This is a genomic window from Arthrobacter cryoconiti (assembly GCF_020905375.1).
GTDB classification, from domain to species: Bacteria; Actinomycetota; Actinomycetes; order Actinomycetales; family Micrococcaceae; genus Specibacter; species Specibacter cryoconiti.
On the sequence record NZ_JAJJBU010000003.1, the window covers coordinates 1 to 23,737 of the forward strand.

The 23,737-nt window shown below is 58.6% G+C and carries 21 protein-coding genes and 2 pseudogenes; 4 read left to right on the forward strand and 19 right to left on the reverse strand.

Annotated features, from left to right (window positions below):
• Positions 1-154 precede the first annotated feature (154 nt).
• Positions 155-376, forward strand: a pseudogene (locus tag LOH53_RS00205) (M20/M25/M40 family metallo-hydrolase); the annotation flags it as partial.
• Between the two features lie 269 nt (positions 377-645).
• Here LOH53_RS00205 and LOH53_RS00210 read toward each other — a convergent pair.
• Together LOH53_RS00210 and LOH53_RS00215 are read right to left on the reverse strand one after the other, a co-directional pair.
• Positions 646-1,470: a multicopper oxidase family protein gene (locus LOH53_RS00210; protein ID WP_230065710.1), complete on the reverse strand. Its 825-nt coding sequence runs from the start codon at positions 1,468-1,470 to the stop codon at positions 646-648.
• Positions 1,471-1,718: 248 nt separating this feature from the next.
• Positions 1,719-1,931, reverse strand: a pseudogene (locus LOH53_RS00215) (multicopper oxidase domain-containing protein); the annotation flags it as partial.
• Between the two features lie 25 nt (positions 1,932-1,956).
• On the opposite strand from LOH53_RS00215, the gene LOH53_RS00220 reads away from it, so the two are divergent.
• Entirely contained in the window at positions 1,957-2,268 is a 312-nt protein-coding gene (locus LOH53_RS00220) for a hypothetical protein (protein WP_230065711.1), read from the forward strand.
• Here LOH53_RS00220 and LOH53_RS00225 read toward each other — a convergent pair.
• From LOH53_RS00225 to LOH53_RS00245, 5 genes are all read right to left on the reverse strand, one after another.
• Positions 2,265-3,158 (reverse strand): F510_1955 family glycosylhydrolase, encoded by an 894-nt coding sequence (locus tag LOH53_RS00225; protein ID WP_230065712.1) that lies wholly within the window; start codon positions 3,156-3,158, stop codon positions 2,265-2,267. The two genes, LOH53_RS00220 and LOH53_RS00225, sit on opposite strands and share 4 nt — an antisense overlap.
• A 96-nt stretch (positions 3,159-3,254) precedes the next feature.
• Positions 3,255-3,869: a DUF305 domain-containing protein gene (locus LOH53_RS00230; RefSeq protein ID WP_230065713.1), complete on the reverse strand. Its 615-nt coding sequence runs from the start codon at positions 3,867-3,869 to the stop codon at positions 3,255-3,257.
• 106 nt (positions 3,870-3,975) lie between these two features.
• Positions 3,976-4,512: a hypothetical protein gene (locus tag LOH53_RS00235; RefSeq protein WP_230065714.1), complete on the reverse strand. Its 537-nt coding sequence runs from the start codon at positions 4,510-4,512 to the stop codon at positions 3,976-3,978.
• Between the two features lie 84 nt (positions 4,513-4,596).
• Complete coding sequence (locus tag LOH53_RS00240; RefSeq protein WP_376992008.1) at positions 4,597-6,726, reverse strand: copper-translocating P-type ATPase; 2,130 nt, start codon at positions 6,724-6,726, stop codon at positions 4,597-4,599.
• Between the two features lie 41 nt (positions 6,727-6,767).
• On the reverse strand, positions 6,768-7,142 hold the full coding sequence (locus tag LOH53_RS00245; RefSeq protein WP_230065715.1) for a heavy-metal-associated domain-containing protein: 375 nt from the start codon (positions 7,140-7,142) through the stop codon (positions 6,768-6,770).
• 276 nt (positions 7,143-7,418) lie between these two features.
• Between LOH53_RS00245 and LOH53_RS00250 the strand changes: the two genes are divergently transcribed.
• Complete coding sequence (locus LOH53_RS00250; protein WP_230065716.1) at positions 7,419-7,676, forward strand: SHOCT domain-containing protein; 258 nt, start codon at positions 7,419-7,421, stop codon at positions 7,674-7,676.
• 198 nt (positions 7,677-7,874) lie between these two features.
• Here the strand turns inward: LOH53_RS00250 and LOH53_RS00255 are convergent, their stop codons facing one another.
• From LOH53_RS00255 to LOH53_RS00305, 11 genes are all read right to left on the reverse strand, one after another.
• Positions 7,875-8,228, reverse strand: a complete 354-nt coding sequence (locus LOH53_RS00255; protein ID WP_230065717.1) for a hypothetical protein — start codon at positions 8,226-8,228, stop codon at positions 7,875-7,877.
• A gap of 38 nt (positions 8,229-8,266) precedes the next feature.
• Complete coding sequence (locus LOH53_RS00260; protein ID WP_376992003.1) at positions 8,267-8,971, reverse strand: 2-oxo acid dehydrogenase subunit E2; 705 nt, start codon at positions 8,969-8,971, stop codon at positions 8,267-8,269.
• A gap of 198 nt (positions 8,972-9,169) precedes the next feature.
• Complete coding sequence (locus LOH53_RS00265; protein WP_230065718.1) at positions 9,170-9,616, reverse strand: GAF domain-containing protein; 447 nt, start codon at positions 9,614-9,616, stop codon at positions 9,170-9,172.
• The gene (locus LOH53_RS00270; protein WP_230065719.1) at positions 9,594-11,129 is read right to left on the reverse strand and encodes a PucR family transcriptional regulator; all 1,536 of its coding nucleotides are present in this window, start codon (positions 11,127-11,129) and stop codon (positions 9,594-9,596) included. Before LOH53_RS00270 ends, LOH53_RS00265 begins: the two co-directional genes overlap by 23 nt.
• On the reverse strand, positions 11,122-12,198 hold the full coding sequence (locus LOH53_RS00275; RefSeq protein ID WP_230065720.1) for a DUF917 domain-containing protein: 1,077 nt from the start codon (positions 12,196-12,198) through the stop codon (positions 11,122-11,124). The genes LOH53_RS00270 and LOH53_RS00275 overlap by 8 nt, the downstream gene beginning before the upstream one ends.
• Positions 12,195-13,511, reverse strand: coding sequence for a hydantoinase/oxoprolinase family protein (locus tag LOH53_RS00280; RefSeq protein ID WP_230065721.1), 1,317 nt, complete (start codon positions 13,509-13,511; stop codon positions 12,195-12,197). The genes LOH53_RS00275 and LOH53_RS00280 overlap by 4 nt, the downstream gene beginning before the upstream one ends.
• Positions 13,512-13,580: 69 nt before the next feature.
• Entirely contained in the window at positions 13,581-14,576 is a 996-nt protein-coding gene (locus tag LOH53_RS00285; protein WP_230065722.1) for an ABC transporter permease, read from the reverse strand.
• Between the two features lie 9 nt (positions 14,577-14,585).
• On the reverse strand, positions 14,586-16,118 hold the full coding sequence (locus tag LOH53_RS00290) for a sugar ABC transporter ATP-binding protein (protein ID WP_230065723.1): 1,533 nt from the start codon (positions 16,116-16,118) through the stop codon (positions 14,586-14,588).
• Between the two features lie 136 nt (positions 16,119-16,254).
• The gene (locus LOH53_RS00295; protein WP_230065724.1) at positions 16,255-17,280 is read right to left on the reverse strand and encodes a sugar ABC transporter substrate-binding protein; all 1,026 of its coding nucleotides are present in this window, start codon (positions 17,278-17,280) and stop codon (positions 16,255-16,257) included.
• A gap of 24 nt (positions 17,281-17,304) precedes the next feature.
• The gene (locus tag LOH53_RS00300; protein ID WP_230065725.1) at positions 17,305-18,978 is read right to left on the reverse strand and encodes a hydantoinase B/oxoprolinase family protein; all 1,674 of its coding nucleotides are present in this window, start codon (positions 18,976-18,978) and stop codon (positions 17,305-17,307) included.
• A 9-nt stretch (positions 18,979-18,987) separates the two neighbouring features.
• Positions 18,988-21,039, reverse strand: coding sequence for a hydantoinase/oxoprolinase family protein (locus tag LOH53_RS00305; protein ID WP_230065726.1), 2,052 nt, complete (start codon positions 21,037-21,039; stop codon positions 18,988-18,990).
• 334 nt (positions 21,040-21,373) lie between these two features.
• Between LOH53_RS00305 and LOH53_RS00310 the strand changes: the two genes are divergently transcribed.
• Positions 21,374-22,498 carry an alcohol dehydrogenase catalytic domain-containing protein gene (locus LOH53_RS00310; protein ID WP_230066207.1) on the forward strand — a complete coding sequence of 375 codons (1,125 nt, stop codon included), beginning with the start codon at positions 21,374-21,376 and terminating at the stop codon, positions 22,496-22,498.
• A 79-nt stretch (positions 22,499-22,577) separates the two neighbouring features.
• On the opposite strand, the gene LOH53_RS00315 is transcribed toward LOH53_RS00310, so the two are convergent.
• Positions 22,578-23,510 carry an ice-binding family protein gene (locus LOH53_RS00315; RefSeq protein WP_230065727.1) on the reverse strand — a complete coding sequence of 311 codons (933 nt, stop codon included), beginning with the start codon at positions 23,508-23,510 and terminating at the stop codon, positions 22,578-22,580.
• Between the last annotated feature and the right edge of the window lie 227 nt (positions 23,511-23,737).

Genomic DNA, 23,737 nt, shown 5'->3' on the forward strand with positions numbered 1-23,737 from the left:
CGTGGGCCGCGAATTGGCCAAGTATGGCATGAGCGAGTTCGTCAACAAGAAACTCATCCGCACCCCACTTTCATAGCCACAAAAGAGCAGCGGCCCCACTCCCGGAAGGGGAGTGGGGCCGCTGCTCTTTTGCCATGCTGAGTACTACAACGCCGTTGTCGCCAACCTTGGACTGGTCCATCAGCGAGTGAAGAACCTGGCCGGGCATGACTCCACCAATATGAAGGACATTGTTCCCACAGTCATGCTGTTTGTCCCCTCTGTGGATGGCATCTCCCACAACGAACATGAGTACACGCATGACGCGGACATCGTCTCCGGTCTCCCCATGCTCACGGATGTAGTGGGTCGCCTGGCCGAAGGTGAACTTAGCTAGGCTGCGACTTATGGCCGCCGGCTCTCTTCCAATGGGCAAAGCGTTGATGTGGATATGCCTTCTGGTGTGGCACGGTGGATGTCGTCTCAGGACCATTGCGGGAAAAACTCCGGAGAAACTGACACCCACGTTTTCTTCGTGGAACTCAAGGAGCCGGCCCGGGACCCGTTTCAGGTCCCAGGCGACTCTTTGGGTCCGCAGAGAACCTGAAGGGAGCCAGGTTTACCTTGGCATGAGTGCCCGGATGCATCCATCGTCGGGTTAAGGTCTTAGCTGAGGTAGGAGAAGACGCCCATCATGCCACGTTCGGCATGGTAGGCGTTGTGGCAGTGGAAGAGCCATTGCCCGGGATTGTCGGCGTCGAATTGGACGGTCACGGTTGTCATGGGGCGGACGATGACGGTGTCCTTGCGGGCGCCTTCGGTCCCGATTTGGAACGTGTGGCCGTGGATGTGCAGGGGGTGCCACATCATAGTTTCGTTGATGAATTTCACCTCAACGCGTTCACCGTCTTTGAGGTCGAACGCGTTCGCAAAGGGTTTAGTCATGTCAAAGCGGTGGCCGTTGATGCCCCAGTCGTACTTCATCATTCCACCACTAAGCCGCACTTCATGGACCCTGTAAGGGTTCTTCGCGGGCAAAGTCACGGACGGATCTGCGGTGAGCTGGCCGCCGTCGACCACTGTTCCGGTCAGGGCGGTTGGCAGGCTCTCCCGTGCCGGCGCAGTCCCGGTTCCGGTGGAGATGAGCCCGTAAGTCATCTGGCTTTTCCCTTCGGCTAGGGCCAGCAACGGCGTGTAGCCGTCCTGGACGGTCAGGAGCGCGTCGATGCGTTCGCCCATTCCCAGTACGACGGCGTCGACCTTGGTGTGCTGGACGGGGAACCCATCGGTGTGGGTCAGGGTTAGCTGCTGGCCCGGGACACCGATCCGGTAGGCGGTGTCACCGGCCGCGTTGATGATGCGCAGCCGGATTTTCTCGCCCGGTTTGGCTGTGAACGTTTCCGGATTTCCCGGGTCCTTGCCATTGAAGAGATGGAAGGGGTAAGCGACGTCCCCGGCGTCACCGCCCAAAAAGTCGCTGGAAGCACCCATGGCATGTGGCCCATGGGCATGGCGCCGTCCTGGCTGGTGTTGCCGTGGTCCATGCCCTTCATTCCGCCCCCTCCCATGTTGCCTATGCCTTGGGAGAGTTCCTTCAAGACGTCCGTTGGTGTGCCGTTGATGCCGTCGAGCCAGTCGTCAAGGACGATCACCCACTCCTTGTCATAGACGAGAGCCTCGTTCGGGTCCTCGATGATGAGCGCTCCATAGAGGGCCTGTTCGCGTTGCATTTCCACATGCGAGTGGTACCAGTACGTGCCCGGGTGGGGGAGCTTGAAGTTGTAGCCGTTCTGGGAGCCGGATGGGAAAGCGTCCTGCGTGAGGCCGGGAACGCCGTCGTCATTGTTGCGCAGAGCCAAACCGTGCCAGTGCACACTGGTGGCGTCGCTGAGTTTGTTGGCAATAGTGACGTTGAACTGATCGCCCACCGTACCGCGCAGGGTTGGTGCCATGAGGGAGCCGTTGTAGCCGGCAGTCGTGATCGTTTTGCCTGACAGCGTGGTGGTCAGCGGTGCCGGTGTCAGGGTGGTCGTGATGGTTTTCCCCGTGGCGGCCCGGCTGGCTTCGACGTCCGCGATCAACGGATCCGTGGGCTTGATGCGATTCTGGCCGGATGCTGCTGATGGGGGAGTGCAGGCGGCTAGGGCCGTCATGGTCGCAGCGGCCACGGACAATCCCAGGAAGGAACGCCGGGTGGGTGTGTTGGTCATAATGAAATCCTTTGTTGGTGGCCTGTTGGACCGTCGGCGGCGTTGGTGGTGGACTGTTCTCGGATATCCACGGCGTTAGGGTGTGGCCGGGGCGAAGGAGGCTCCGCCGTCGGACGAGCTCTGGACGCCAGCGGCCGTGGCCACCCAGATCTTGGGTTTGCCAGCCGTGCCAGCTACGGCGGTCACGGCCTGGACCTGTCCCTCAACCTTTCCTGCTGCCGTCCACGTCAGCCCGGCATCAAGAGAGACATGGACATCGCCTGCAGGGGTGACGCCGACTACCTGCGTGGGGGCAGGCCCCGCCTCCGGCGTTCCGGCGGCGAAGGACACTAACTGCATCAGTGGGGCGCCCGGGACTGGTTGCCACGTTTTCCCGCTGTCGGTGGAACGCTGCAGTCCTTCTTGAGTGGTGGCCAAAACGACGGACGTGGCCGGGTTTCCCGCCACGGTTGCCGGGCTGAAGCTGGCCGTAGACGCTACCCAGGTGACGGCGTCGTTGCTGGTACTCAGCTTCCCATCGAAGCCGATCAGACCGTGGTCGGTGGAGGTTAGTGCGTGGAAATCTGACTGGCCGCCACGTGAGATCGGTTCCCATGTTTTGCCAGCATCCGAGGAACGGATCAAACCCATGGGCTCAGGCAGCGAAGATTCGGGGCCGGGGTGGCCGGAGGCGTAAAACACTTTCGGATCGGCAGTTGCGGTGAATCCCATCAGGTCAATGGTCTCGGTGCCGACTTTGGTCATGGTGGGGCCGGTGGCGTCGTAAAGGCCGTCGTGGGTGGCAAGGAGGATCTGCGTTGATACAGGATCCACAAAGATCCCGTGGACATGCGCGGCTGTAGCTGGCACTGCTTCGGGAGAAACTGCAGCAGTTGTTGCTGGTGTGCAGCCGAGCAGAGCCAGTGGGAGGAGCAGGGCTGAGCCGAGCAGCGGAAAACGGGTACGCAAAAAGAGGGTTCGAGGGGTCATCAAGGTTCTCCAAGGGAAAGAGGGAAAGAGGGGAAGGCAGAGATCGGTGGCGGCCCAAAGCTGGGTTCGCCACCGATCATGAGAGCAGTCGGCTTTTTACAGAGTTGCCAGGAGCTCTGTCATGGCCTTGATTTCAGCTTCTTGGCTGGAAACAATTGACTTGGCCAACGTGACGGCTTCGGCATTCTTGCCGCCGCTGACTTCGATCTTCGCCATTTCCAGAGCGCCTTCGTGATGGGCGGTCATCTGCGTCAGGAACATTTTTGCGGCTTCGGTTCCCTGGCTTGCCTTGAGCTTGTCCAAATCCGTGCCGGCCAGCATGCCAGCCATGCTGTGATTGCCGGTCATGGTGGTGGATTCACCCCAGGAGTTGAGGAAGTTCGTCATCGTGGTGATTTCAGGTCCCTGGGCGGCTTTGATGTCCTTGGCCAGGGATACAATTTTTGCGTCCATGCCGGGCTTTGCCAGCATGATATCGCTCATTTCAACGGCTTGGGAGTGGTGCGGCAGCATCGATTGGGCAAACATCGCATCCGCGGCGTTGTGGTCGGCGCCGGTTTCAGTACCGACGTTGGTTGGCGGCGCGGTGGACATGGCCGAGCTGCCGTGGTCCATGCCCGGCATTGAGCTGCCATTGGTGTCCGTGGAGCAACCGGACAGGGCAATTAGGGCGGCCAGGGCAGTGGCGGAAAGGGGCAGAATCTTTTTCACAGTAAACAGTCCTCAACTCAAAATTTTCACGATAGGTGGACGTCACCCTTTTTATGGGGTGCGTTAACGAGGACCCGTCACACGGTGACAGGTCAGGATCGTTGGTTTACGTCCGGCTGATGGAAAGTTGAGTCAAGGACGGCGGGTCCAGGAGACGCCCGATGAACTTGTATCCTGCACGGTCCGATGAGGTGGGACCGGCGGAGGGATCGGGGGCAAGCCCTGGTTGTGGGGCCGCTGGTGTTGCAGCCCCAACGGCAGGGATACAGGACCCGTGACTGGCCATAAGCATCTCGCAGCCCGAGGGCGAACACGCACATACCGTGGCGCTGTCCAAATGATTTGATGCATCCGGAACTTTCGCATGGTCCGCGATTGACATAGCTGGTTGCGTTGCGCGGTGTGCCTGTGATGCCGGTGCCATTGATGACGCCGGTGACGCCTGTGCCATCGGTGCCATCGGTGACGCCTGTGCCATCGGTGCCATCGGCGACGCCTGCGCCATCGGTGACATTGATGCCGCCTGTGCACCGCCGATCATGTGCATGCCCAGAAGGCCGGCCATAATGACAAGACTGAGGGTGAGCAGCCCGGCCCAGTGCGGAAAGAATCCCGGTAGTCGCAACGTGCTTGATGTGTTCATGGCGGGATCCTTTCTGGTGGTTTGTCGGTGCCGGTCGCTGTGTAGTGTACCGGAGCGCACTGGGAGGTACGGGTGTGCTGGTGCTTAGCTCACTTCAGCTGGGTTGAGCTTGAGCCGGCGCAGCAGTTGGGCATTTAGTGCCACGACGATGGTGGACAGAGACATGAGCACAGCCCCCGCCGCGGGTGAGAGCACGAAGCCGACGCCGGCCAGAACTCCGGCAGCCAGTGGGACAGAGATGATGTTGTAGCCGGTGGCCCAGATTAGGTTTTGCCACATCTTGCGGTAGCTGGCTTTGGAGAGGTCCACAGTGGAGAGGACCGCGCGGGGGTCGTTACCTGCCAGGACTACCCCTGCAGATTCCATGGCGACGTCCGTACCGGCGCCGATGGCGATGCCGACTTCTGCCCTGGCAAGTGCGGGTGCGTCATTGACGCCGTCGCCGACCATGGCAACTTTCATTCCACGGCCCTGGAGTTCAGCAACTTTTTGATCCTTATCTTGGGGCAGGACTTCGGCAAAGACCTCATCGATGCCGAGTTCGGTGGCCACAGTGGCCGCGACCTGATGGGCGTCACCGGTGATCATGGCAACTTTGATGCCATGGGCCTGCAAGGCGTGGACTGCCTGCCGGGATTCCGCACGGATTTCGTCTTCCAAGGCGACGGCGCCAATCACGGCGCCATCTTTGATGACGTGAAGCACTGAAGCTCCTCGGCTCATCCATCCGGTAGTCGCTGAAGAGACCCGCTCCGGTTCGCTCAGATCAAGTTCCTTCAGTAGCGCCGGACCGCCGACGGCCACGGTGGAACCATCAATGGTGGCTTGAACTCCCCGCCCGGTCATCGACTGGAAACCGGTTGCTGCCATGGCCGGTGCACCGGTCTTTTGTGCAGCTGCAATGATGGCGCGGGCCACGGGGTGTTCGCTGTCGGATTCCACGGCGGAAGCCAGTGCCAGCAGCTCATCCGCGCTCACACCTTCAATGGCAGCGACGTCGGTGAGAGCGGGCTCTCCCTTGGTCAAGGTGCCGGTTTTGTCGAAGAGGACGACGTCGATGGTGCGCATCCGCTCCAAAGCCATCCGGTCCTTGATCAATACCCCTGCCTTGGCTGCGCGTTCGGTGGAGATGGCAATGACCAATGGAATGGCTAGACCCAGTGCGTGCGGGCAGGCGATGACGAGCACTGTGACCGTGCGTGTGACGGCATCGGGAATGCTGCCCAAGAGCGACCATACGATGAAGGTGATGACGCCGGAGCCAGCGGCGAAGTAGAACAGGAATGCCGCAGCCCGATCAGCCAGTGCCTGTGCCCGGGACGTGGAGGATTGGGCCTCGGACACCAGCCGCTGAATGCCCGCCAAAGCTGTGTCATCTCCGACGGCCGTGACTTTCACCCGCAGGGAGTTATCCGTGGAAACTGTACCCGCCACCACGGAGTCTCCGACCGTACGGGAGACGGTCTTGGACTCGCCGGTGATCATGGACTCGTCCACTTCCGAGGAGCCGTCGGTAATCACGCCGTCGGCCGGCAGCCTGGCGCCTGGCCGGACCAGGACAATGTCGCCGGGGTTCAGCTGCGCGATGCTGATGGTTTCGGTGCCTTCATCGACAACCCGCTCGGCCTCATCGGGCAACAGGGCAGCGAGGGCATCGAGCGCACCCCTCGCCGAACCGAGTGCGCGCATTTCGATCCAGTGCCCCAGCAACATGATGGCCACCAGCAAGGCCAGTTCCCACCAGAAATCCAGGTCGAAGCCGCCAATGCCCAAGCTCGTCACCCAGGAAGCGATAAAGGCGACCGTGATGGCCATGGAGATCAGCAACATCATGGCTGGCTGGCGGGACTTGATTTCCTGCCACCCACCCTTGAGGAACGGCTGGCCGCCGTAGAAGAAGATCACGGTGCCCAGCAGCGGCGGGATCCAGGCCGAGCCCGGGAACTGGGGCGAGGTGTAGCCCAAGAGGTGCCCGAACATGGGGCTGAAGAACACGACAGGGATGGATAGGAGCAGGGTCAGCCAGAAGCGGTTCTTGAACATGGCGGTGCTGTGCCCTGCGTGCTGGCCCTCGCTGTGCACGGCATGGTCATCATGGTCCATGCCGGTTGGACCCATCGCCGGGTGACCCGTCATGGGATGCTTTGTGGTCGAGTGCGCTCCGGGAAGCGCCTGCTTCGGTGCGGTGTCGGTGGGGTTGCTGTGCTTGTCCATCTCACTCCTTGCTGGGCCGTGCAGAAATAACCGGTAGCTGGTTAGCTTCGGGTCAGGGTGTAGCCTGCTTGTTCGACGGCGGACTGTACCGTTTCCCGGCTGGCACTACCGATGATGGAGAGCTGCGAGACGCCGCCGGCCACCAGTTCAACGGTGGCTGATTCCACTTCCGGAAGGGCTGAGAGCGCCGTTTCCACGGTTTTCACGCAATGCCCGCACGTTAGGCCCTCCATGCCGTACCCCACGCCAGCGGCTTGGGCTGGGGCAGTGGGGGTCCGGGCAGTGGGGGTCCGGACAGTGGGGGTCGAGACTGCGGCGTTCGAGCCGGTTGAGGCCGAGTCGGTGGAGCAGCACGCGCAGCTGCTGTCGGCTACCGGTGTCAGGTTGAGGTCTTTGCGGGTGTCGGTTCCACACATGTCAGTTGACTCCTTTTAATGAGGATGAAGGGTGCGTTGGGGTTGAACGGCAGTGGCGGCCGGAATGCTCCTCAGCCGGGACAAACTACTTCATTGACAACAAACCAAATATACCCCCTAGGGGTATCCATGGTCAAGGTGATATGAAACTCATCCTCCACTCTGCATGCGGCTGGATCCCGGCCGGGTTGAGGACCTTCGACTCTGTTCTGCCAGGCGACGGAAGCCATACACTCCACTCAAAGGCCGCACAGCACACAAGGACGGGATGAAGTCATGATGTATGGATGGGACGGAATCGGCTGGGGTGCAGGTGCCTGGGTGGCGATGATCGTGATGATGTTGGTGTTTTGGGGAGGTGTGGTGACAGTCGTAATTCTTCTGCTTCGACGTACTCATCCGCATCAAGGCCCTGACCCTGTGCGGCCTCCGCACTTCGATGCGGAGCGGATTCTGCACGAACGGTTTGCCAGGGGTGAGATCGACGAACCAGAATTCACTGCACGACGCTCCGCGCTCCGGCGTCAGGATTGAAAGCGATCTCGCATCGCATCGCATGCAAGTCACTTTCGGCGGCAAGGCTGTGATGGGAGAGTCCCTGCAGTCCGATACGTCCTGCAGCGCTGTTTACGCTCTATTCAGAATAAGAGTGGTCTGCATCCCAGCCCATCGCTAAAAGTTACTGATTAAGCACTGGCCAGGTCGACGCCGTCGACTGTGCCGCAGCCAAATCTAGCAACTTAGCCCGCGCCTCATGACTTCGGTACGCAGAAGGGCAATTGTGAGAGCAGTTTGGTCCGCTAGCCCAGAATCATTGAACGGAACTTCGGGAGATGGGCGGGCATCGCCAGTCTTGGTGAATTTCTCTTCAAACATGAGTAGGTTTTCCAGCGCATTGAGAAGCTCCCCATCTTCCATAGCGGAGAGTTCCTTGGAGGACAGCGCTGCAGAAGCTGAGCGCCTCCGCGAGAACCAAACCCAGCCGCCGATCAAAACGGCCAATGCCACGACGATGGCTAGGCTGACAAATGGAAGCCAGCCTGTCTCGGCAGCAAAAGTCGCTGGCTTTAATCCTGATGCAATCATTGGGAGCGATTATTCCACGTCATGGATCAGCTACAAGCTCAGAGACCATGGCGACAGATACCGCAGGCCGGACCCTGCCCAGTGGATCGCCCACGAGATCTGACGCCAGGCCAGCACCAGGCCAGCACCAGGCCAGCGCCGGACCAGCGCCGGACCAGCGCCAGGCCGGGACGTGAGTCAGCGCCAGCATATGGCCAGCACATGGCCCCCACACCAAGGATTCCAACTTGCGGGGAATTGATGATGGGAGTGTCAAACAATGCTCCCACCGATCCAATGTTGGTGATGGAGAAGGTGCCACCGCTGAGCTCGTCGGCCTTGATGGTTCCATTGCGGGTGCGGGTGCGGGTGCGGGTGCGGGACGCGACGTCGGAGATACCTGCATCCAGTCCGGCCAGGCTCAACGTTCCGGCGTCACGGACCACCGGAACCAGCAGCCCTTTGCGCGAGTCGACGGCAAAGGCTAGATGCTCGGCGTCGTGGTAGGTGATGGTGCCGGCGGCCTCATCAAAGGACGCGTTCAGCATGGAATACGCCTTGAGCGCCTCGGCAACTGCCAATGCAATGAAGGGCAAATACGTCAGATTCACCCCATTGGTGGCAACAACTGACGCCTTTGTACGCGCACGCAATCGCACAATTGCACTGACATCCACCTCGTGAACCTGCGTGAGCTGGGTGGAAGTATCCAGCGATTCACGCATTCGAGCGGCATTAACCGAACGGATCCGATGGGCTTTCACGGTGGTTCAGCGCAGAGTTGCCGAAGATGGAGCGCTAGCTGGCGCAGGAGGCACGACGCCGGACCGCGCTGGGTCTCTAACTGAGAGGCCCTGCCGGAGGCAGCAACAATATGGAGCTTGTTCTCTGATCCCCATCAAATACGCCACCTTAAAGGGTCGGTGCTTTCGCAAGTTGCACATGGTGTTATCACGCCAGTACTAGTTGGAGAGCATTCCGTCCAAAAGGTCAGCCGACCTTGCTGCGATCTGCATCGCCGCAGCGGCGGAGTCTTCGTCGTAGCTTCCCGCGGCATCCAGGAAGTTAATGGATCCGATAGTCAGGCCATTCTTGACCACTGGGACATTGACAATGGCGCCGCAGCCCAACGACTCTATGGTTTCGTGATCGTAAAAGAAGGACTTCACCGCAGCTTCATCCTTACCAAGAAAGGGTCGGTGTCCTTCAACAACTTGTTCTAGCCAGACCGGGTTGGTGTCCGCGGCGAAGGTCTTTTTACCTCCCACCGGGTACACGTCTGGGTGCGTCGTGTACACGCGCGCCATACTGGTACCACCATCAGCAATCAGCGAAACGGTAAACAAGCGCGCACCGATACTGGTTTGAACATAGGCGAAAACGTCTTCAAGTGAGGTGAATTGTTCCATTATGGGGGTCTTTCTGCTCGGTGGTAGAACCTTGAAGGGTTCTTTTCAATACGGTGAGAATGAGGTGCAAGGGTAGGATCTGCTCCGGTTCGTCAAGGATTATGCCCACGTCCCTGATCCTGTTGATCCTTTGCTGCAAGGTGTTTCTGTGGATATTGAGTGCCTTGGCTGCCAGCGTCATGGAGTTTTGATGCTCGAGGAAGGCGAGGGTGTCTCGGATAATCTGTTCCCGATCCGGAGCTGCCATAAGTGCTGGAAGCGTCAAACCGGCTACCAAGGAAATGGCGGCGTCGTCCATGTAGGCGGTCACCGCGCCCATGCCAAGGTCCCCAAAGGACGTGACGGTGCCCGGAGCGATCCGAATGCCGTAGTCGGCAGCCACGCGCGCTTGCTGGGCCAGGGCAGGCAAATTATTAACTCCGGACTGCCGCATTGAAGTCCCGACGGAAAATCCGAGCTCGGCCAAAGAGGAACTGACTTTCTCGCCAATACGTGATGGCAGTTGGCCAGGATCTTCACTCTCATCAACCGGGATCAGAGAAAGCCAACCGCCGCGCACTTCTGCCAGTGGTCGCCGGGCAGCCACTTTTCGCCACAGCAACCGAAGGATCGCCGTTCTTCCCATTGAGTGCTGCTGGTGAGCCGGGTGAGCAATCCAGACGGCTTGATAGCTGTGCTCGGAATGCCACCCTAGCTTGGCCAAGAGGTTGGGACGAGCCTTGTCAGCCAGCTGGGCATCAACTTGTAGGCAATCACTGACGTCTGTAAGTGCTAGGGTGGGGGCGCTCGCAGCGGAATCGTTGATCTCCCCGGCCATCCACACCGACTGGATGGATGGGACTGCCACCTCTAAATACGTTCTCACATCCAAAGCGTTCAGTTCGGTGGTCTTTGGCCCGCTGGCACTGAGTTTCAGCTGCCCCCAGTTAGCCGCCGACGGTAACTCGAGCTGGACAGTTGGCCCACCGTCAGCGGCAGGGCCGGCAGCTGCTAGAACGATTCCATCGTGTTCTAGAGTCAACCGGAAACCCCCTAGTCGGATGGAAATGGTCTTCAAAATGGTAGTGACCGTAGTTTCCTTCGTCACCGCCCTGGCAAACTGGGCCAGATCTACTTCTGCCAAAGACTTCACGGCACCGATTTCGGCGGCCAATGCCAGCGCGATGATCGATGGGTCTTGTTCGGCAGCCATCAAGTTGATATCAAGCCGTTCAGCCAAACTGATCACCGATTCTGCATAGGTGCTTTGGGCGATAATCACGGCACTAGCCCGCCGTTCCCACGCGTGGCGCAGAGCGGCGGAGACTTGCCAACCGCCGGATCCCACATGAGTGGAGAGGACCACAACTGTGTTCGGTGGCACTCTCTTGATGGTCTCCAGATCAGAGACAATGACCACACCGTCGATCACCGCATTGGTGGAGGCGGCATAGAGCATGGTTACAGTACTCAGCGCACCATGAGCCACAACTCCGGCCACGTCCAGGCGTATTGCTTTGCTTGGGCTAGGCATGACACCTCGGATGTTGCAGCTGCAGACCGAAGGCTGGCGGTCCGGCCAAATTCAGTCCGGCTTCCGTGTACCAGATCGGTGCCGCCGGTGTGAGGAAGATGTCGATCAGCTGCCCCACCCTGACGTCATCTAAGTTCACTACCTGACCCAGGTCAGCGCTGAGCAAGGTGATGATGTCGGGAACCGCGGCAGCCACGGCGCCGTCGACGAGCACGAGGAGAATCTCATTTCCGATTTCAAGACGAATAATTTGCCCGGTTTGTTCCGCGACGAGCGTCAAGCTGGTGGTTTGTGTCGGTAAGCCCAACGCCTTGTCTCGGGAGAAACTCTCCATGTGCTTGACTCGGGCCCGGGCCACCCGGGTAGCGTTAAGTAAGCGCATCAGCTGCACATATTTGCTCTCCACGGGCTCTTCAGCACCCAAAATCTCACCGATTTTTATCATTCTGGTCATCGTTCCGTGAATGCCGTGCTCCGCTAGTTGCTGGCCTGTGCACGGATACATGGCAGTTGCTGCCCACCCTCCCAGTTCAATGACGAGGGAGCGTACCAGCGTCTCTGCCCTCTGGGGGTCCTCGACATCCAAAGTCGAGTGCTCGCCCGTCACTCCCGTAACTGCGATGGGACTGATACGGACACCGCCAAGAGTAAGCGTGGTCTGACTGATCAGCGGTAGTACGCGTCCCATGGGGTCGGAATCGACGATCGGAAGGCCCGTCTGCAGGCCCGTCATCAACGGCAAAATACCATTGATGTTCCCTGCTGCCAAGGAATATAGCGCCGAAACCTTGCGCCCCAATCGTTGCTCAATCGCCTGAATGCAACGGACAAATTCGTCCCCCACAGGTGGCATATCGGCGATAGCGAGGCCCTGAGTGACGAAGCCGAGCGCTACCACCAGATCATTGGGATCGAGTTCGTCGATGTTTATCAGCCGGACATCGCCGGTGGGAAGCGCCTGAACAATCATTTCTTCATAGGCGAAGACGGCGGCAGGGTCGATGTGGCAAGCAAGGAAGTTTGCCCCTTTACTGAAGTGCCGAACGTCTTCGCTGTTCAAGGTTCTCATGCCTTGACCCGCTGCTGGCAGTCGGCTGGCAGGGCAGTGATTCCCGGCTCTGAATTATCCGCAGCCTGGACGCGTACCCGGACAATCCCCGGATTGCCGTACGGCAAGGCGTAAGAATTTGCTTCCATCACTCGTGTCAATACCGGGCTTCCACCCGACTGGACGACGATCGACTTGGCATCCTCTTCGGCTATCCGCTGAACGCGTTGGAGGTCCTCCTTGGAGGCGACGTTTTCGAGTCGATCGATCCATGCAGTCCACGGCGCTGTTGCACAACCGATCAGCGCAGCGTCGTCCTGCGTGCTAAAGCTTGGCTCCAGTCCGAAGGGAAGCGGCCCGTCACGGTCTAGGCGAAGGTCGACCACGGTAGTCGGGGTAAGTGGCTGTACAGGATGGTAGGCGGTGTACTTTTCAATGGCCGCAGCATTGGTCGCCAGGCTTGCTTCGTACACGTTTCGTAGGAGACTTGTGGACGTGGGGAGACCGTCCCGCGTGGTGCCCGCTCTGACTGAGTGTTCGCTTCCCACAATGATTTCACCATCGGCTTGGCCGGACAGAAGGGCCAAACCTACCAATTGAGATGCCGGTTCCGGATGCAGCGCATGTACTGGCCTCACCGCGAGGTGGCTTATGCTTGCGCGGCCGCCGTCGTTCTTCACGAAGGAAACCTTGGCGCCCGGAAAATATCGGTGACCAAGCTGTTCAAGGCATACCGCAAGATATTCTCCTGTCTCCATCAGCGCACTGTTGAGGGTTGTTGTGAAGTCGCGATCACGGAACGCATTGGCAAAAAAATCGTGCGAAATGCTAATTCGCACATCACTATCATGGGCCAAAATGGCGTCGGCAATGCGGGCTTCGTGCTCATCGGTGGAGTTGGCGCCTAGCGCCGTGATCGCCACATTCCGGTGGCCCTGAACAAGGGACGCGACATTTCTTTCGAAAGTGGCCAAATCAAGCTTGGCCAGCTCGTGAGCTCTGATGTCATGGCCGCCGCGCACATGCATGATCCGGGTGGCGATCCCTTCCACAATCCTGGGGAGCTTGGAGGTGTGGAAGACATCCGCGGGGGGCCGAGGTGAAATTCGGATGACGGCGACGTTGGACAAAGGCCGAGAAGAAAGAACCCGCCCCACGTCCACAATGATCTCACCCACGTTGGCTCCCATGGTTGTGCTGAGCGCATTGAGTGTTTGTTCCGCAGCGTCGCTCAGCGAAGCAGCGTCCCGCGTGGAGACCTCCGCAACCTTGGTCTGACCGGCCATCATCACCCCTTGGCAGGCGCCATCTTCGACTCTCAGCCCTATGCGCATGCTTCGATACTCCCTTGCAGCGTCACTACCCTTAGCTTTCGCGAGTTCATAGTCAAAACCAATAATTGCTCATTTACTCCGTTTTCGGAACAAGCCGTCCGCCGCGACAGCCGCCAAAATTAGCGCTCCCGTGACAACCTGCTGGTAGGTGGTGTCCCAATGAAGAAGGTTGAAGCCGTTTCCAATGACAGTGAGAACCATAACTCCCACGAAGGCCCGCCACATGGCTCCCTGCCCGCCAAGGATACTGGTGCCACCGATGACAACGGCGGCAATGGCCGTGAGCTCAACGCCGAGTGCCATGGATGGCTGTGCAGAGCCAGCCCGGGACGCCAGAATCATACCCGCCATGGCCGAGCACAGACCACTGATGGCGAACACTGCGACATGGATGGACCCTGTGCGAATACCGCTAAGCCTTGCCGCTTCCTGATTACCTCCGACGGCGTAAATACGGCGGCCGAAAGTGGTCCGCCACAGGACTATACCCAGAACTATGGTTGTGACGAGCATGAGGAGCGAACCGGCGGTGAGCCCGAATAGGCTCGGCCAGGTCCACGTTTGAAAAGCAAAGATCTGATCGGCTCTGGGGGAAACGATGGCCCCGCCGGTCAAAACTATCGCCAATCCGCGGTAAATGATGCTGATGGCCAGGGTGCCGATGAAAGAATTAACCTTCGTTCCCACAACCACTAGACCGGTGATCGTGCCAAGAACTAGGCCTGCCAGCAGCGCGCCGAAGAAGCCGGCGGCGACACCGAAACGTTCTGTCACCATGACGCCGATGATCGCGGAGGATGCCAGCGTTGCCGTTGAGGAAAGATCGAACACGCCACTAATGATGCAGAGGGCTGCGGCAGCGGACAGGAGTCCGACTACGGCTGCTTGGTCAAAAAGGTTGATGAAGTTCTGACCCGTGAGGAACGTGGTGGTGTTCAGGGCCAGGAATAGCATGATGGCTGCCAGTCCGAAAGTGACACCAAAATCTCTGAGATTTGGCCTGAACCTGCGTTTTTCCGACGGTTCAGATGAGGTTCTGGGTGCGGTGGCTGTTTTTAATGTCATGTGATTTACCTATTTCAAAAATGCTGACGTCATGACGTCATCGCGGGAGGCATTGCGGTCAAATTCGGCAACTATCCGGCCACGGCGCATCACGTTGATTCGGTGTGAGAGGCCAATGACTTCTTCGAGTTCGGAACTGACAACGACCACGGCCGTACCTTTCGCGGCCAAGTCGATGATCATCTTGTGGATGCGAGTCTTTGCTGCCACGTCGACTCCTCGCGTGGGTTCATCGACCAGCAGTACAGCGGGTGGATGGATCAACCATTTGGCAAAGAGGGCTTTTTGTTGGTTTCCTCCGGACAAGCCTTCAATGGGTGAGCCTGGCCGGGCACCCCTTAAATCAACGGCCGTGCTCATAAGTGCCACCGCCTTCTTTTCGGCAGCGCCACGAACGAAGCCAGCGCGCGAGCGGATGTGCAACGTCGCCAGCGCGATGTTTTCCACCACTGATCGTGACATGACCAGTCCCTGGTCCTTTCGAGATTCCGGAACAAGAGCGATCCCTGCCTTGATCGCGTCACGAATGGAATTGGCTCGGATGCGCTGTCCGTTGACCGCGACACTTCCCGCGCTCACTTTCTCCGCACCAAACACGGCAAGAAGTGTTTCGCTGCGCCCGCTGCCAACGAGTCCGGCCAAACCCAGGATCTCTCCCCGACGCACAGTAAGCGAGATGTCCTGTACAGTGCTGCTGCAGATACCTTGCACCTCTAAGACTGTGGCAGCCCCCGTTGTAACGGGAGGGAGATCAGGCACGAGATAGTCCACTTCGCGCCCCACCATGAGTGATACGAGGGAGGCTGGTGTGTGCTCGGAGGCGTCAGCGGTAGAAATATGGGCGCCGTCCCGCAAGATGGTGACGCGGGTGCAAACTTCCAAGACCTCTTCCAGGTAATGAGAAACCAAGATGATCGTTGTACCTGCGGCGGAAAGCCTGCGGATGACCCGCAACAAGTTTGCCTTTTCCATTTCGTTCAAGACTGCCGTCGGCTCGTCCATGCAGAGGATAGTGGCTCCCCGTGCCAACGCCTTGAGGATTTCAACCTGCTGCGCGTGCCCAATTGACAGCTGGGAGACCACCGTATCGGGATCCAGCTCGAAACCGGTTTCTCGAATCAGTGTCGTGAAGTGATCCCGGTCCCGGCGTCCCGTCACCAAACCGGCCGTATTGGCCCAACGGCCCAAAAAGACGTTTTCCAGAACTGTCCGATTGGGGATGAGAGAGAGTTCTTGCGAGATCAAGGATATCCCGTGGGCTATTGAATCCCGAGGTGTAGCAATCTTGACTTTCTTGCCGTTCAAGCAGATTGAGCCAGAGTCTGCCGTTACGGCTCCACCGATAATTTTCAATAAAGTGCTTTTGCCGGCACCATTTTCGCCGAGTATTCCGTGAATCTCGCCTTCGGCGATCGTGAGGTTAATGTCGTTTAGGACAGGAACACCCGCGTATCGCTTTCCAGTTCCCGCTACGGAGATTCCCCGAGGAAGCTCCGTTGCGTCCCCAGATTTTGCACCACCGTCTGCCATCAACGTGTTCATAGCTTTGCCGACTTCTGTAGTTGTCCATGAAATGAGGAATTTTTGCGATCCCGGTTGCCTGGCCCGACGGGCTTTGCGGATTACTTTGGCTTCGCGGAGCCAGGCAACTGATCACATGTCGTGCTAGGAGTTTCCGTTAGTCGCTGTACGCAGAAACGTAGTTGATTTTGTCCAGCACCTCTTTGGTTCCAATGGCATTGTTGGGGGCCAGCGTCGCTTCGTTGATGGCTGTCTCTACCTTTTGTCCCCTGGCTTTAGCCAGACCCAACTCAGTAGCTTTCACCCCGTCCTTGACGGTGTCATTGATGTAAATGCCGAACCACTTGCCGGACCGGACAGCTTCCACGTTGGACTTGGAAGCGCCGTTGCCGATGAACTTGATGTCGGTCTGGCCTGCCGCCTGGGCTGCACCACTGATGGCCTGGGAAGACCCGATCACCACGTTTAGTCCTGGATTTGCCTGAGATACGTCTTGGAACGCCTTCCTGCCTTCGTCCGCTGTGTAGCCGCCTTCAACACTGGCCACGAGCTTAATCTTGGGGTCGGTGGCAAGCTCAGCTTTAGCGGCGTCAGTGCGCGCGTTATCCAGGGGAAGTGATTTGAAGCCTTCCAGATAAGCGACCTGGCAGATGTCCGCAGTAACCGTTGCACAGGCCTGTTTGGCCATTTCGCCAAGAGCCTTCCCATTGCTGGTTGGCATGTCCACGATGCTGATCGTGCCCGGGATTTGGGGCTCGAAGGTATCGAATTTGTTCCCGACGATTGAAAACTCTGTCACTACTGTGATGCCGGCCTTGACGGCCTGTGTCAGCGGTGCGACCAGTGCTTGATTATCGTTTGCCTGGACCACCATGACATCAAACTGATGCGAGGTGATGGCATCCTGAACCTGCTGTACTTGAGTTTGGGCATTGAAATTCGAGTCGACGAAAGTTGCCTCAGCGTTGTTAGCCTTGGCAGCTTGCTGTACGCCGAGAAATACTCCCTGGGCAAAGGCATTCGACTTTGCGAAACCGAAGAAGCCGACGTTCAAAGTCTTGGCGGGGTCGACGGCGACATTGGCGTCGGAGCTTGCCGGTTGTGTCGGTGGCGAGCACGCTGACATGAGCAAGCTGAGACTGACAAGGGCGGCGGCGACGGCGGGGCGTGTATTTTTTTTCACGATGTGCTCTTTCTGGTTAGGGGGTTAGTAGCCGTAGTGGGATCTGGCGAAATCTTCTGTGATGTAGCCGTTGTCGATATCGTTTGTGATGTCTTTGCGCGACCGTTTGGATACGTCACCAAATCCGCCGCCGCCTCCCACTGCAAGGCGGACGATGTCTCCTGCTTTCACTTTTCGGGCGTTTGCCTTCAACGTCGCAAACTCATCCGTGCGGCCAGGATTAATGACCACTTCGGGGCCTTGGGCATCGGACCCTCCGAAGAGGCCCCAAGCTGGAGAAATGGAACGTTCGAACCAGAGGCCCACCGCGCAGTCTGCGAGGAACTCGTACTCACGCACCACGCCATTGCCACCGCGCCATTGGCCCTGCCCGCCGGAGTTGGGCCGGAATGAGTATTCATTGATCCGGAAGGGGTAGCGCGTTTCGAGCATTTCAATTGGAAGGTCCTTCAAGGAACCGTTGACGTTGTTGATCATCGCGGATTCGCCGTCGCTACCGCCCCAGGCGCCCCAGCCACCCAGCGTGGCTTCCATGGTGACAAAGTTGCGGCCAAACCGAGGGTCAAACCCTGCGGTGGTGATGATCATGGAGTCACCATGACTGGCGGCGGTAACCCGTTCTGGCATGGCGACGGCCATGGCCTTGGAGACCAGATCAATCAAGAGGCCCAGGTGGGAGAAATACCACTGGCAAGGCGCTGGCGCCATGGCTCCAAGGACCGACCCTTCCCGAACCTGTGTCGTCATGGGGCGGAAAGATCCGCCATTGGAGTTGGAATGGGGGCTGATGAGAAGTTTGTAACCGACACGCAGCCCGGAGACTGCCTGGGCTATCCCGCAGTTCACCGGACCGACCGTCTGGTCCGAGGAGTCCCTGACATCGAAGTCAATAGTGTCGCCGGCCACCGTGATGGTCAATTTGATCGGAATAGGCATGTCCAGATTGATTCCATCGTTGTCCAGGACGCCCTCGGCCTTGTAGACCCCGTCTGGAATACTGCGCACTGCCTCGCGTTCGATCACCTCTGTCTGGCGAAAAATTTCGTCCCTGGCCGCGTTAAGCTGCTCCAGACCGAATCTGCGCACCAATTCTGTGATGCGCGTTTTTCCCATCCGCAGCGCAGCGATCATGGCGTGCATGTCTCCGATGGTCTGGTAGGGGAAGCGCACATTGGTGCGGATAAGATCCACCACCGAGGTTTCTACACCAGCTTCAAGTAGCTTTACCGGCCCCATCCTGAAACCTTCTTGGAAAATATCGATCGAGTCCATTGACCCGCCAACATCTTTGGAGCCCATGTCCATCCAGTGGGCACGGGTCGCAGCGAATCCGACCACGGCGCCGTCGTCGAAGATGGGGGCAAATATGGTCACATCGTTCAGGTGCGTGCCGCCCAAATAGGAGTCATTGAGCACCCAAATATCGCCATCTTTCCAAACTTCCCGACCATATTTCTCCTCAACGGCGAGCGAACAGGTCTCCAGGTTCCCCAAAAAGAGGGGAAGCCCTGCGGATTGGCCCAGAACCCGGTGCTCCGGGTCCAGGAGGGCAACCACGCAATCGCCACCTTCATAGATGATGGGCGAGTAGGCGGAACGGATGAGGGTTGCATTCATGTCGTCAGCGGCACTTGTCAGTGCATTTCGGATGATTTCTACGGTCACTGGGTCAAGTGTTTTGACTGCCTGAAGTGTCATTTCAATTCCTTAGTTCTCAACTGCGTCGTCGGTACGGATGACTAGGGATCCAAATTCGTCAACAACCACGGTGAAGCCGGGCGGGACCACCGTCGTTGCGGTTTCTTCGACGATGATGGCGGGTCCACTGAAAGCGTGGCCAGCCGCCAAATCGTCACGACGGACAACAATTGTCTGATGATTGTCGTGGTCAAAGATCACGGAACGGACCTGGTGTTTGAACTTGGCGCTCGTTGCCGACGCAAAGCGAGGTGCGCTCAGAGTACCCAAGTCTCCTTCGGCCTTCGTGCGGAGAGTAACGATTTCGATGGGGGCACCCAGGTTGGAGTGACCGTAGCGTTCCTTGTACATCACGGAGAATCGGATGCCTAGATCTTCTAAGAAGTTCGGCGACTCGGGCTCTTCTGCAGTGAGCAGCGGAACATTGAGGGTGAATTCCTGGGACTCGTAACGGACATCCACGGAGGCGACCGTGGCCCGGCTCTCCGGTGGGACCCCTTCCGAGGCCAATGATTCAAGTCCATCCAATTCCATGTCGCGCAGCACGTTGGACATGTCTGCGAAATCGATGTCCTGATCCAGGAAATAATACGGCTCGGAGAAGTCCTTGCGGATATTGGTTTGCAGCATGCCCCACGCCGAGAATGCGCCTGGGAAGCGGGGAACCACTGTCTCAGGGATACCCAGTTCTTTGGCCAGAAATACCGCGTGCATCGGGCCCGCACCTCCAAAAGCCACCAAGGAGAAGTCTCTTGGTTCGATGCCTCGGGAGATGGTTATAGTCCGGATGGCCTGCGCCATCTGAGAATTGGCTACATCGCAAATGCCTTCCGCCATGGCTATGGGATCAAGCCCTAGCTGGTCACCAACGGTCCGCATCGACTCAAGTGCGGCGTCCTTATCCAATGAGACCTGGCCTCCTGCAAACCAGTCCGGATCGACGCGTCCCAAGACCAAGTTCGCATCCGTCACCGTTGGTTCGGTTCCGCCTCGGCCGTAGCAGGCCGGGCCGGGATTGGCGCCCGCGGAGCGGGGGCCGACTCGCAGTCCGCCGGCCTCGAGCCAAGCTACGGATCCGCCACCAGCTCCGACGGTATGGATATTGACGACGCTCATCAACATTGGCAGACCTTCGAGCATTGCCTCTGTTGCGACGTCGGGCTTGCCGTCAACCACCAGTGAAACGTCGAAGGAAGTCCCGCCCATATCGACGCCGATCAGGTTCCCTCGTCCTGACGCTTCCGCCAACTCCACGCCACCCATCGCCCCGCCTACGGGCCCCGACAACAACGTCTGAAGGGGTCGTTTGCGAGCCGATTCCGCGGTGAGTACGCCACCGGAGGACTGCATGATGTGCAGAGGAGCCTCAACACCACGCTGGTCAAGCTTCTTCTCAAGATCGTAGAGATAGTTCCGAACTACAGGTCCCGTATAGGCCTCAACGACGGCGGAGGAGGTGCGTTCGTACTCGCGCCATTCCTTGGCGGCCTCGTGTGACAGGGAGACAGTGAAATCCGCACCCAGCTCCTCGAGTAAAATCTCGCGAGCCCGGAGCTCATGAGAGGGGTTTTTGTAGCTGAAGAGGAACGCGACGGCCACAGCGCCGTAGCCGTCCTCGGCGGCTCTGCGAGCAGCGCGACGCAAAGCCACCTCGTCTAGTCCCCGGATCTCACGTCCCTGATCGTCCAGACGTCCACCGATCCCGACTACGTCCTTGCGCTCAGTGAGAGGCTTGGGCTTGCGGTATTGGGCGTTGTAAAGTTCAGTGCGAGGGCCACGGGCAATGTGGTAAACGTCCTCGAGGCCTGCCGTAGCAAGGAGCAATACCGGGACGCCCCGACGCTCCAAGAACGCGTTCAGCCCTTGGGTCGTGCCATGTACAAGAAAATCAATGTCGGAAAGATTCGGGACGATTGACTCCAGACCTGCGATCACCCCGGCGCTGAGGTTCCCAGGCGTGGTTGATGCTTTCGCTGCCGAGTACGAACCATCATCTTGGTCGTACGCCACGATGTCCGTAAATGTTCCGCCAATGTCCATCGACACTCTATAACGTGTCATCCGTATCTCCTTGTTGTTCGACTGAGAACCTGTGTCGGAGATCACGTTACAATTTGCGGTTTGAATAGAGTGTGCGGTTTGCACAGTCGGGTGGTCGGGAAAAGTGCACTATGCATTGTTTTCTAGCTGGCTGGTATTCCACTTTCAACTCTTTTGGGCATAGCGCCTTCTGCCATGACGCTAAACGGGGCGTTTCAAAGCGAGTGGCTGGTTCTACGTTCACCGAGAGTACGATCACGTTAAAGCGATCGGATGCCGCTGGAGGATTTCCCGCAGCTGGCTTCCCGGTGCAGTGAAAGCTACGAAGGAGCGTCTGATGACTGAGCCGACAATGATGGTAAGCGCCGTTCTGCACACTTCAGGGGCGGCGCGCCCATACACGGACAGCGGCCCTCTAGTCCTCGAACGCATAACTATCCCAACACCGCGCGCTGGGGAAGTGCTAGTCAAAGTGGAAAGAGCCAGCCTGTGTCACTCCGATTTATCGGTGATCAACGGCTCCCGGATCCGCCCCTTACCAATGGCATTGGGTCACGAGGCCAGCGGCACCGTGGCAGCTATTGGACCGGAGGTTGATGGAGTCGCTGTGGGTGAGCGGGTAGTCCTCGTATTTGTTCCCAGCTGTGGGCACTGCCGGGCCTGTACCTCCGGACGACCGGCGCTGTGCCACCGTGGAGCTGAATCCAACGGCACAGGCGATCTTCTACACGGGGAAGCACTTTTACGCTCGGCCACCGGAGAACGGATCAACCATCACCTCGGCGTGTCAGCCTTCTCGGAGTACATAGTGGTCGCCCGGGAGTCAGTTGTGGTGATTGATGATGACGTCCCCTTCGACATCGCTGCAATGTTTGGGTGCGCGGCACTCACGGGCATCGGTGCTGTGGTCCACACAGCACATGTCACACCGGGCCAGTCGGTCATCGTTTTTGGCCTGGGTGCCGTGGGACTGGCAGCCGTCATGGGGGCCGCACAAATTTCTGGAACCACCGTCATTGCCATTGATCCGATTGCCGAAAAACAAGACTTGGCTCTTCGGTGTGGCGCAAACTTCGCAGGCTTGCCGGAAGACGCAGCGCAACTGGTTGCTGACCACGCCGGAGACGGAGTGGACGTTGCCATAGAAGCGGTGGGCAGTGCAAAGGTCATGGAAATTTGTCTAGGCTTGTTGACCCGAGGCGGCGCTCTGGTGTCCGTAGGTTTGCCCCACCCAGACCAGAAAATCCAAATCCAGGCACTTCAATTTGCTGGGATGGGAAAGCGGCTGCTGGGCTCATACATGGGAGATGCTGATCCCGCCCGTGACATTCCCAGCTACATTCAGCTCTGGCGCGATGGGCAACTTCCCATCCAACTACTCCACACGGACACGAAACCACTGGCGCAGATCAATGAAGGTCTGGACGCGCTCGCCGACGGCCACGTGGTCCGTCGTCTCTTTAGCTTCGACGCCGTGTAGGCGCAGCCACCGAGGATGACTTGGCCGATCCGTGACTAATTGATGACGCGGAAAGCCCAGTATCTTCAATTCAGACACCTCACAGGATGAACCACGAGAGTCTCGGAACCAACTGGCGCGGGGAGTCAAGACTGCGAGGCTGATCGCCAAGTATTGGGGCGGTGGCACCACCAGTGATGCTCACAACTGGCGCCGCGGGGTTGGTGAGTGTGTTGGTGGTGAGGGTGATTGCGCTGGTGTGGGTGAGGGCGCGGCCGGTGATGTTGGTGTTGGCGCCTAGGGTGATTGCTCCTTGGGCGAGGATGGTGCCTGCGAATGTGGAGGATGCGCCGGTTCCTGCTGCGCCGAGGACTTGCCAGAAGACGTTGTTGGCTTGGGCGCCGTTGGTGAGTTGGATGGTGCTGGCGGCTGCTGTGTTTAGTGCGGCATCGACTTGGAAGATGAAGACGGCGTTGGGGTCCCCGCCTGCGTCGAGTGTCAGTGTTCCTGTTAGGGCGAATGCGGCTGCTGTGTGATAGACGCCGGGGGTGAGGGTTTTGCCGTTTTGGTCTCCTGCGAAGTTCGGGGCGGTGGGGGTGCGTGCTGCGGCGTCGTTGTAGGCGGTGAGGGAGTCTGTTTGTGCTTGGGTGGCTGCTGCGTCGCCGGTGTGGGTGGTTCCGGCCACGATGCCTGGGGGGAATCCTACGATTGCGCTCCCTGGGCCTACTCCGATGTCCCCGCCTACCGACGTCGTGCCGGTGCTGGTGATACCTCCGCCGCCCAAGACCAGATACGAACCGGCAGAACCCAACGCCACCGGTGATGTATGTGGCCCTCCGGCGCCCGCCGTGACCGCAATGGTTGCTGTGCTACTTTGCTGCCATTGCGCCGCGGCAATGCCACCTACGCTCAGTAGCATCACTAAGAAAAACGCTATGATCGCAACTTTGAAACCTGGGAGGCGACGCAGCGTTGATAGCCAGCTCTGTGACTGAGGGGCAGGGGTGCCACCGGGCGATTCCGTGCTGATCATTGTGGTGCTTTCCGCTTATTAAAGCTCAACCTAATGGTCACTACGGAGCCGCCAACGAACAATTTTTGTTCACGATACGCATGAGTGGTTGCAACGATACGCTGTTTGGGTCCTGGTGGGAATTACGACTTTTGGGATGTGGGGAAATGGTCTTCTTTGTGACGTACCTGCACCCAGTTCTGGAACTCAATCGGCAAGGGACATTCTCTTAAGCTATGGACATTAGC

What these genes read in the sequence shown, in the direction of transcription:
- LOH53_RS00210 (WP_230065710.1), bottom strand. Translation starts at nt 1,470, where the DNA reads ATGGGTGCTTCCAGCGACTTTTTGGGCGGTGACGCCGGGGACGTCGCT.
- LOH53_RS00225 (WP_230065712.1), bottom strand. Translation starts at nt 3,158, where the DNA reads ATGACCCCTCGAACCCTCTTTTTGCGTACCCGTTTTCCGCTGCTCGGC.
- LOH53_RS00235 (WP_230065714.1), bottom strand. Translation starts at nt 4,512, where the DNA reads ATGAACACATCAAGCACGTTGCGACTACCGGGATTCTTTCCGCACTGG.
- LOH53_RS00240 (WP_376992008.1), bottom strand. Translation starts at nt 6,726, where the DNA reads ATGGACAAGCACAGCAACCCCACCGACACCGCACCGAAGCAGGCGCTT.
- LOH53_RS00245 (WP_230065715.1), bottom strand. Translation starts at nt 7,142, where the DNA reads ATGTGTGGAACCGACACCCGCAAAGACCTCAACCTGACACCGGTAGCC.
- LOH53_RS00250 (WP_230065716.1), top strand. Translation starts at nt 7,419, where the DNA reads ATGATGTATGGATGGGACGGAATCGGCTGGGGTGCAGGTGCCTGGGTG.
- LOH53_RS00255 (WP_230065717.1), bottom strand. Translation starts at nt 8,228, where the DNA reads ATGATTGCATCAGGATTAAAGCCAGCGACTTTTGCTGCCGAGACAGGC.
- LOH53_RS00265 (WP_230065718.1), bottom strand. Translation starts at nt 9,616, where the DNA reads ATGGAACAATTCACCTCACTTGAAGACGTTTTCGCCTATGTTCAAACC.
- LOH53_RS00270 (WP_230065719.1), bottom strand. Translation starts at nt 11,129, where the DNA reads ATGCCTAGCCCAAGCAAAGCAATACGCCTGGACGTGGCCGGAGTTGTG.
- LOH53_RS00275 (WP_230065720.1), bottom strand. Translation starts at nt 12,198, where the DNA reads ATGAGAACCTTGAACAGCGAAGACGTTCGGCACTTCAGTAAAGGGGCA.
- LOH53_RS00280 (WP_230065721.1), bottom strand. Translation starts at nt 13,511, where the DNA reads ATGCGCATAGGGCTGAGAGTCGAAGATGGCGCCTGCCAAGGGGTGATG.
- LOH53_RS00285 (WP_230065722.1), bottom strand. Translation starts at nt 14,576, where the DNA reads ATGACATTAAAAACAGCCACCGCACCCAGAACCTCATCTGAACCGTCG.
- LOH53_RS00290 (WP_230065723.1), bottom strand. Translation starts at nt 16,118, where the DNA reads ATGAACACGTTGATGGCAGACGGTGGTGCAAAATCTGGGGACGCAACG.
- LOH53_RS00300 (WP_230065725.1), bottom strand. Translation starts at nt 18,978, where the DNA reads ATGACACTTCAGGCAGTCAAAACACTTGACCCAGTGACCGTAGAAATC.
- LOH53_RS00305 (WP_230065726.1), bottom strand. Translation starts at nt 21,039, where the DNA reads ATGACACGTTATAGAGTGTCGATGGACATTGGCGGAACATTTACGGAC.
- LOH53_RS00310 (WP_230066207.1), top strand. Translation starts at nt 21,374, where the DNA reads ATGGTAAGCGCCGTTCTGCACACTTCAGGGGCGGCGCGCCCATACACG.
- LOH53_RS00315 (WP_230065727.1), bottom strand. Translation starts at nt 23,510, where the DNA reads ATGATCAGCACGGAATCGCCCGGTGGCACCCCTGCCCCTCAGTCACAG.